Origin of the sequence: Terriglobus sp. YAF25, from assembly GCF_052113305.1 — a bacterium.
Taxonomy (GTDB): domain Bacteria; phylum Acidobacteriota; class Terriglobia; order Terriglobales; family Acidobacteriaceae; genus Terriglobus.
Genome location: NZ_JBFRCY010000759.1, coordinates 1 through 2,620, shown reverse-complemented (window position 1 = coordinate 2,620; position 2,620 = coordinate 1). Strand labels below are relative to the sequence as shown.

Annotated in this window: 2 protein-coding genes; both read right to left on the bottom strand. The window is 62.4% G+C overall.

Annotated elements, in window-relative coordinates; all coding sequences use genetic code 11:
• The coding region (locus AB4043_RS23380; protein WP_442308248.1) for a TatD family hydrolase at window positions 1-465 on the bottom strand (465 nt) is incomplete at its 3' end.
• Between the two features lie 8 nt (window positions 466-473).
• A complete protein-coding gene (metG, locus tag AB4043_RS23375) occupies window positions 474-2,363 on the bottom strand; it encodes a methionine--tRNA ligase (protein ID WP_442308247.1) in 1,890 nt (629 codons plus the stop codon).
• Window positions 2,364-2,620: the final 257 nt, after the last annotated feature.

Below are 2,620 nucleotides of genomic sequence, written 5' to 3'. Positions count from 1 at the left end.
GGAGAGGACGAAGTTGTTGGCCAGGCTCCGGTCGGCGTGGTCCTGCGTTCCACTGAAGCAGTGCATAACGCCGGTGATGTCGTGTGGTGTCCAGTGCTCTTCGATCAGGGTGAAGAGATCGTTCCACACATCCAGGCCGGGGAAGTTCGGGGTGCCGTCGTTGGGGCGGCAGTGGATCAGGATAGGTTTACGAGCCGCCACGGCAATCTGCATCTGCCGTGCGAAGCATGCTGCCTGAATCTCTGGAGCCGGCGATTCGGCGTGGTAGTAGTCCAGGCCGATCTCGCCGACGGCGATGCAGTTGGGATCCTGCACAAGCTGTTCCAGGCGCGCGTAGTCGGCTTCCGTGGCCTCATGCGCGTTGCCGGGATAGATACCGGCGCTGGCGTAGACGGCGGGAGTCGAGGCGGTTGCTGGACGAGCCAGYGCCAGGCCGTTGCCCATGGAGGCGGGGCCTTCCCCGATGCCGATGGTCAGGATGGTGCGGACGCCGGCCGTTCGGCGGCGAGCACCTTGGCGACACGCAGGTCGACCTTGGCGAAGTCGTCGATGGTGATGGTCTCGGCGATAGAGGGAATACCGTTGGCATCCTCGGCGGGCGCAGCAGCTTCTGCGGGTGCAGTGGCTTCGGCTACCGCGGTAGCAGCTTCGGTGGCGACGGGTTTCTGTTCGGTGTCGGTCATCTTCTGAATCAGTTCCTTGGGTGCACGCGGGAAGATAGGAGCAAGCGCACCGAGCTTCGTGCCCGGCCTGAGGCCGCCCCATTCGAGGTTTTTGAGTTCACCGCTGTTGGCGGCCTCACTCATGTGGCCGAGCCCAAGCTGGGCCCAGACCTTGCAGGTGGTGTACGGGAGGTAGGGATAGAGCGATGCCGTGAGGTGACGGATCGCCTCGGCCGCGCTGTAAAGCACCTCTGCAAGCTGCTCCTTCTTCGTCTCGTCAGCCGCAAGCTTCCACGGCGCATTGGCCGTGATGTAGCCATCGGTGACAGCGATCAGGTTCCAGATCCGCTGCAGATGCGTACCGAAGTCGTAGTCGGTCGGGACACCGCTCAAGAGGGCTTCGCGGGGATGAGAGCCCGTCGTGGCAGTGTTTGCTACGTTCGGGACAATGCCCCCGAAGTACTTCTCAATCATCGCCAAGGTGCGGCTGACGAGATTGCCGTAGCCGTTGGCGAGGTCAGAGTTATAGCGCTGCACCAGCGCATCGAAGCTGAAGCTGCCGTCCTGGCCGAAGGGAATCTCGCGCATCAGGAAGTAGCGGAGCACGTCGGTACCGAAGAGGTCCTGTTCTTCCGTCGTAGCCCCGGGCTTCAGGCTGCCAAAGGCGTCCAGAATGGTCTCGGCGCGCACGATGTTGCCGCGCGACTTGCTCATCTTGCTCTCCTCAAAGAGCAGCCAGCCATGCGCCTGCACCATCTTCGGCAGCGGAAGGCCGGCGGCCAGAAGGAAGGCCGGCCAGTAGATGCAGTGGAAGCGGATGATCTCTTTGCCGACGAGGTGGAGATCGGCGGGCCAGAACTTGTCGTAGGTCTCGCAGTCGTCCTGTCCGAAGCCGAGCGCGGTCATGTAGTTTGCCAGCGCGTCCAGCCAGACGTAGATGACGTGCTTCTGCTTGCTCTCGGAGGCGGCCGGCTCAGGAACGGGAATGCCCCAGTCGAAGCTTGAGCGGGAGATGGAGAGGTCCTTGAGTGCTCCGGGGATATAGGCCGTGCCGGCGGCGGAGAGCTCGAGTACCTCGGCGGGCGCAGCGGCTACATTGCCACGCAGGAAGCTCAGCACCTCGTTGCGGCGGGCTTCCGGCTCGACGGCGAAGCGGCCCGACTCGATCAGGTCGATCAACTGAAGCTGAAAGCCCGAGAGGCGGAAGTAGAAGTTCTCTTCGGTGACGGTCTCCAGCGGGCGTCCGCAGTCTGGGCAGGGCGTCCCCGGGGGCAGATCGACAAACGCCTCATCGGAGACGCAGTAGCTGCCGGTATAGCTGTCCAGGTAGATGTGTCCGCCCTCGTAGAGACGGTTGAAGAGCGCCTGAACGCCCTTGGCGTGGCGTTTCTCGGTGGTGCGGATGTAGTCGTTGTAGGTAATGCCCATCCGGTCCCACAGGGCGCGGAAGGTCGCCGAGACCTCGTCGGTGAACTGCTGCGGCGTAATGCCGGCAGCCGCGGCGGAGCGCTGAACCTTCTGGCCGTGCTCATCGGTGCCGGTGAGGAAGTAGACGTTGTCGTTGCCGCGCAGCAGGCGCTGGCGGCGCGCAATCGTATCGGCCGCGAGCGTGGTGTAGGCATGGCCGATGTGCGGACGCGCATTGACGTAGTAGATCGGCGTGGTCAGGTAGAAGGTGCCGGGCTTGTGCTGGTCAGACATGGTCAGTTGTTAAGGATAAACGGGTGGGAGGCAGATAAATGGGCGGGAAGCGCTGAAGGCGCGTTCCATACCAGCCTGGGGCAACGCCCCAGGTTTCGAGGCCCACAGGATTTAAAGGGCTTTAGAGTCTGTGTGAGAGAGGCATCATCTCTCTGGATGAGTGAGCCGTTGTTGGAGGATTTCATTGTTGAGTGTGGATGGGAGCTGTTTTAGTGGGATTTCTGGAGGATGTAGATGCGTTTGAGGTTGTAGGCGGT

Excerpts from the sequence above, each read along its gene's own strand:
- metG (WP_442308247.1), bottom strand. The coding sequence starts at position 2,363 with ATGTCTGACCAGCACAAGCCCGGCACCTTCTACCTGACCACGCCGATC.